Here is a 5714-nt window from a genome sequence, read left to right on the forward strand (position 1 = left end):
CGACGCCGCACCCGTCGACGGGCAGCCCGTCCAACGCCGCCAGCGTCTGCCCGATCGTGTTGAGCAGACTGGTCTCGTACCGGTTCAGGGGTTCCACCGCGACCCGCACGCCCGCCGCACGGGCGTGCTCGACCACCGGCGCCAGGTTGTCGCGCAACTCGGCGATCCGATCACTCCGCTCCCGCTCCGACATGCGCCACGTCCGACCGACCGACGCGTACGCCGGACCCGCGATGACCGGCGAACCCACCTCCACCGCGATGTCCACGACCCGCCGCAGGTAGTCCTGGGTGGCGCCGATGGTCGCGGGCTCCGCCGCAACCAGCTCCCGGCCCGGCGCCATCACCACGCACAACGTCGCGGAGAGCCCGTGGCCCGCCAATACCCGCGCGGCGTGCGCCGGGTCCCAGTCGTCGACCTCCTCCACCGGGAGTTCGAGCACGTCGAACCCCCAACCGGCCACCCGCGCGGCCAGCTCGGCAAGCGCCGCATCACGCAGCGGCGACGTCCACACCCACGTGCTCACACCGATCGCGTGCATGTTCCTCCGTCCGGACAGGGTGCGAGGTCACTTTCCCGGCGCGCGACCTACAAGTGTCATCGGACGGCGTCCGGAAGCGGCTCGACACCGAGATAGCGTTTCTGCGCACCCGGGTCGGCCAACAGCTCCGCCGAGGTGGTCTCGGTCGCGATCGTCCCCGACTGCATCACGATCACGCGGTCCGCGAGCGTCGTGGCGACGCCGAGGTTCTGTTCCACCACGAGCAGCCCCATCCCACTGGCGGCGAGATCCCTGATCGTCGCGATGAGCGTCTCCACCACCGTGGGCGCCAAGCCCTCCGACGGCTCGTCCATGATGAGCAGCTTCGGGTTGGTGAGCAGCGCGCGTCCGATCGAGAGCATCTCCTGCTCGCCGCCCGAGAGGGCCGTGCCGGAGACGTTCTTGCGCTCGGCCAGTCGCGGGAACAGCTCGTAGACGCGTGCCGGCGTCCAGGCCGCCTTGGCCGGCGCCCCGACGATCTGGAGGTGCTCGTCCGTGGTGAGCGACTGGAACAGCCGCCGGCCCTGGGGGACGTAGCCGATCCCGGCCTTCACGACCTTGTGCGGCGGTTTGCCCCGCAACTCCACGCCGGCGAGCCTGGCCGACCCCGTCGAGCGCCCGTCGACCCCGAGCACCCCGACGAGCGCCTTGCACAGCGTGGTCTTGCCCATGCCGTTGCGGCCGATGACCGCGACGGGTTCCGCGCCCATCACCAGTGACACGCCCTGCAGGACGTGCGCCGAGCCGTAGTACGCGTCGAGGTTCTCGACCACCAGCAGTGGATCACTCATGCGTGATCAGCCCCGATCCCAGGTACAGGTCGTGCACCGTCTGGTCGGCGCGGATCTCCTCCGGGGTGCCTTCGACGATCACGCGCCCGTCGTGCATCATCGTCACCCACCGCGCCACGCGGAGGGCGACGTCCATGTCGTGCTCGATCAGGACGAGCGTGATCGACTCGTCCAGGTCGAGCAGCATCTCGGTGAGCCGCACGCGTTCGGCACGCGAGAGGCCGGCGGCCGGCTCGTCGAGCATCAGCAGCTTGGGATCGGCGACGAGCGCCATGCCGACCTCCAACTGCCGCTGCTCGCCGTGCGAGAGGTTCCTGACCAGATCGTGCAGCCGGTCGGTCAGCCCCACGGTGGTGGCCATGGGCCGCGCCTTCTCGCGCAGCTCCTCGTCCTTCGCGGAGGGCGTCATCCGCAACCGGCCCGCACCGACACCGAGCGCCGCCAGGTAGAGGTTGTCCTCGACGGAGAGCCCGGCGAACAGCCGTGACGTCTGGAACGTCCGGGAGAGGCCCATGCGGGCGCGCTTGCGGGCGGGCAGATCCGTCACGTCGCGACCGAAGAGCTCGACACGACCGCTGCTCGGCGGGAACTCCCCGGAGATCAGGTTGAACACCGTCGTCTTGCCGGCGCCGTTGGGGCCGAGGACGGCCCGACGCTCGCCGGGCCGCACCTCCAGGTCCACACCGCGTACGGCGTGGACGCCACCGAACCGGCGGTCGACCCCCCGAAGCCGGAGGATCGGTTCCGCCCACCCGGACTCCGCTGCTGGGACGGTCATTCGCGAACCCGCTACCTGGAGAAGTTCACTGGCTCGGACTTGCCCACCCACGGCGGGGCGGCGCCGCTCACGCAGCTCGGGTTGTCGCGGTCCGGCGACGGCGTGTCCTTCGAGAAGACGCCGTTGAACGTCTGCTCGACGTCCGGTACCCGCGCGAACGTCTGGACATCCGGCACGCCGTCGCCCGTGTCGTCGGCGATGATCTTCTTCAGGTACACGTCCGAGACGGCCTGGCGGTTGCCGTCCAGCCGGACGTCGCCCCACGGGGCCTCCTCGCCGGTCAGCGTCGTCTTGGCGAGCGCCGCCTGGAGCTTGCTCTGGTCGGCGACATCGCCGTCGACCTCCTTGAGCGCCTTGATCAGCGCCGTCATGCCGGTGTAGTAGCCGTAGGTGAAGACCGACGGGCCGAGGCCCGCGATCTCGTCGCCGTAGGCATCCTTGAGGGCCTTCAGGTACGCCGCGACCTCGGGAGCGTCGGAGTCGGCCGCCGTCATCGCCGCGGTGGTGCCGCCGATGAGCGACTCGCCGATCTCCTTGAGCACGAGCGGGTCGTCCCAGAAGATGTTGCCCAGCATGCGTTCGGTGTCGAGCCGGCCGCGCAGTTCCTTGTACTGCTTGATGAACGAGATCAGACCGGTGCCGCCGACGCCCACGTACAGGCCGTCGACGTCCTGCGGGAGCTGGGAGATGTGGGAGGAGTAGTCCTTCTCTCCCAGCGGCGCCCAGACGCGCTTGGAGACCTTGCCGCCGAGCGCGCAGAACTCGGCGACGAAGCCCGACAGCGAGGTGTACGGGAACGAGTAGTCGTCGCCGACGATCGCGGCGGTGCGCCAGCCGAGCGTGTTGTAGGCGTAGTCACCGAGACCCGCGGACCACTGCGCGCCGTCCGGGTGGAAGCGGAAGAAGTTCGGCGCCTGGATCTTGAGCGTCGCGTCCTGCGCGCCGGAGATGCCGTTCACGAACGTCTTGTCCGGGTGCTGCTTCGCGTAGTTCGCCACCGCGATGCCCTCGTCGCCGGAGAACGGGCCGACCATGACGTCGGCACCGTTCTGCTCCATCAGGCGGCGGGTCTCCTCGATCGCCTTGTCGGCCGTGTCGTCGGCGCAGCCGTAACCGACGATCTCCACGTCCTTGCCGGCGATCTTGGCACCGGAGACGCCGTCGGTCGGCCGCTCACCGTTGGGCTTCGCCCCGGCGTACTTGACGAGCGCGAGGTTCGCGCCCGATGCGGTCGGCTCGAAGAACGATCCGAACGCACCCTCGCAGTCCGACAGGAAACCGATCTTGATGGTTCCGGCGGCGGAGGGCGGCCCTCCACCGTCTCCTCCGCAGCCCGCTAACACGAGCGCCGCGGCAAGGCCGAGCACGACATGACGAGGTCGTGGCATTTCCTTCACCTCTCCTGGCGGACGAGCTTGGCCTTGGCCCGATCCCAGATGCCGACGATGCCTCCGGGCGAGGCCAGTACGATGATCAGGAACAGCACGCCGATGATCGTGTTGAACCGAGCGGGCCCGAGAACGTTGCCGACCTCCGGCACCCATTCCCGCGAGTAGTTGTCGATCAGCGCGTACGTGAACGCGCCGATCCACGCCCCTTCGAGTCGGTGGAGACCGCCGATGACGGCGATGATCAGGATGTCGATCGCCTGCGCCAGGTTGATCGAGCCGGGCGCGATGCGGCCGTTGTAGAAGACGGACAGCACGCCGGCGACGCCGGCGATGAAGGCCGCGATACCGAACGCGAGGGTCCGGTGCAGCTGGACGTCGAAGCCGAGCGCGCGCATGCGGGCTGGCTCGTCCCGGACTCCTTGCAAGCCCAGCCCGAAGGCGGTGCGCGACAACGCGGCCAGCCCGAGGAACACCAGGACCGCGACGGCGAGCGTCAGGAAGTAGCGGGGCACGGGATCGCTCTCCGGGCTGCCGGCGATGCCGGGCAGCTCGACGCTGTTGATGCCGCCGAACCCGGAGAGACCGGTGACCTGCGAGAAGAAGTAGAAGACGAGCACGCTGAACGCCAGCGTGATCATCAGGAAGTAGATGCCCTCGCTGCGAGCCGCGATCCAGCCGAACCCGAGACCCACCACCGTCGCCACGACGAGCGCGACCACGAGCGCGAGGTACGGGTTCCAGGCCGCCGCGGCGCCGCCGTCGGCCAGGACGAGGTTGGCGTAGGTCATCCCGGCGATGCCGTAGATCCCAACCTGCGCGAGCGACACCATGCCCCCGTAGGCCGCGAGGAAGATCAGGCTCGCCGCGGCGATGCCGAGCCACAGCGCCTTCGTGAGGATCACGTTGAGGAAGAAGCCCGAGACGAACAGCGGCATGATCGCGGCGAGCACGACGACCACTCCCAGGACCGGCCACGCGAGCCGGGTCGTGCTGACGGTCGGGTTCACGCCGGCCTCCCGAAGATCCCCAGCGGCCGCACCGCGAGCACCCCGACGAGCAGGGCGAACGTCACGATGACCGAGTAGTTGGTCAGGTCCGTCCCGCCGAAGACGAGGTAGACGTCCGCGTACGAGTCGACGAGGCCGAGCGCCAGCGCGCCGATCGCCGCGCCGCCCAACGACCCCATCCCGCCGATGATCACGACGATCAGCGAGTTGAGCAGGAACGCCGCGTCATGCCCCGGGGCGAGCGAGATCATCGTTCCGCCGAGGACGCCGCCGAAGCCGGCCAGCATCGCGCCGAGGAAGAACGCGCCGACGAAAACGCGGTTCACGTTGATGCCGAGCGCCGACACCATGTCGCGGTCGTCGACGCCGGCCCGCACGATCTTGCCGAAGCGGGTGCGCTTGATGATCAGCCACAGCGCCAGGCCGATCAGGAGCGCCGCGCCGATCACGACGACTCCGCGGAAGAACCCGAACCGCACCTCACCCGGCAGCGTGATGCTCTCCGGCCACCAGGACGGCACCGCGATCTCCTTCGAGATGCCGCCGAACGCGGCCAGCATCTGGTCGGCGATGATCACGCTCAGCGCGATCGTGATCAGCGCCTGGCGCAGGTCCTGCCCCTGGTTGCGGCGCAGGAAGACCTGCTGGAGCGCGACCCCGAGGAACCCGATCACGAGCGTGGCGACGGCGAGCGGGACGAGCCAGCCGAGCAACCCGTACTCGACGCCCGCATTGCCGCTGAGTGAGATCCCGAGCCCCTTCTCCTCCTTGAACCACCGGCTCTGGACCTCCAGCGCGATGTAGCCGCCAAGCAGGTACAGCGACCCGTGCGCCATGTTGACGACCCGCATGAGCCCGAAGATCAGCGTGAATCCGCTGGCCACCACGAAGTACAGAGCGGCGAGCGTCAGCCCGCTGAGGGTGACCGTCGTGAACTGACGGAGGTCTGCCACGGCCTTGAACACCAGGAAGACCACCACGACGGCGGCCACGGCGATGAGCGCCACGCGCTTGGCAGACCGGGAGGTGGCAGTGGCGATCGACGGGCGACTCATCGCGCCGGGTCCCGTCGGGTGTCCTGGTCGTGTCGGTCGTCCAGGGTGAATTCGGGCAGGCGTATGAGTTCGCCGCCTTTGAGCGCGGATTCGTGTGCGCAGAGCCCGACGCAGGTCCAGTTGGCCGAGCGGCGGGCGTTCGGGAACGGCT

Annotated in this window: 6 protein-coding genes; all 6 read right to left on the reverse strand. The window is 69.2% G+C overall.

Annotated features, from left to right (window positions below; all coding sequences use genetic code 11):
* The coding region (locus ACYVLT_RS38305; RefSeq protein ID WP_461125058.1) for a sugar phosphate isomerase/epimerase family protein at positions 1-541 on the reverse strand (541 nt) is incomplete at its 3' end.
* A 56-nt stretch (positions 542-597) separates the two neighbouring features.
* A complete protein-coding gene (locus ACYVLT_RS38310) occupies positions 598-1332 on the reverse strand; it encodes an ABC transporter ATP-binding protein (protein ID WP_461125059.1) in 735 nt (244 codons plus the stop codon).
* Positions 1325-2110, reverse strand: coding sequence for an ABC transporter ATP-binding protein (locus ACYVLT_RS38315; RefSeq protein ID WP_461125060.1), 786 nt, complete (start codon positions 2108-2110; stop codon positions 1325-1327). The genes ACYVLT_RS38310 and ACYVLT_RS38315 overlap by 8 nt, the downstream gene beginning before the upstream one ends.
* Before the next feature lie 11 nt (positions 2111-2121).
* Positions 2122-3498, reverse strand: coding sequence for an ABC transporter substrate-binding protein (locus ACYVLT_RS38320; protein WP_461125061.1), 1377 nt, complete (start codon positions 3496-3498; stop codon positions 2122-2124).
* 5 nt (positions 3499-3503) lie between these two features.
* Complete coding sequence (locus tag ACYVLT_RS38325) at positions 3504-4508, reverse strand: branched-chain amino acid ABC transporter permease (RefSeq protein ID WP_461125062.1); 1005 nt, start codon at positions 4506-4508, stop codon at positions 3504-3506.
* Positions 4505-5515 (reverse strand): branched-chain amino acid ABC transporter permease, encoded by a 1011-nt coding sequence (locus tag ACYVLT_RS38330; RefSeq protein ID WP_461125063.1) that lies wholly within the window; start codon positions 5513-5515, stop codon positions 4505-4507. Before ACYVLT_RS38330 ends, ACYVLT_RS38325 begins: the two co-directional genes overlap by 4 nt.
* Positions 5516-5714 lie beyond the last annotated feature (199 nt).

This window comes from Saccharothrix stipae (genome assembly GCF_054781895.1).

Coding starts and splice junctions, on each gene's coding strand:
- ACYVLT_RS38310 (WP_461125059.1), bottom strand. CDS start 1,332: ATGAGTGATCCACTGCTGGTGGTCGAGAACCTCGACGCGTACTACGGC.
- ACYVLT_RS38315 (WP_461125060.1), bottom strand. CDS start 2,110: ATGACCGTCCCAGCAGCGGAGTCCGGGTGGGCGGAACCGATCCTCCGG.
- ACYVLT_RS38320 (WP_461125061.1), bottom strand. CDS start 3,498: ATGCCACGACCTCGTCATGTCGTGCTCGGCCTTGCCGCGGCGCTCGTG.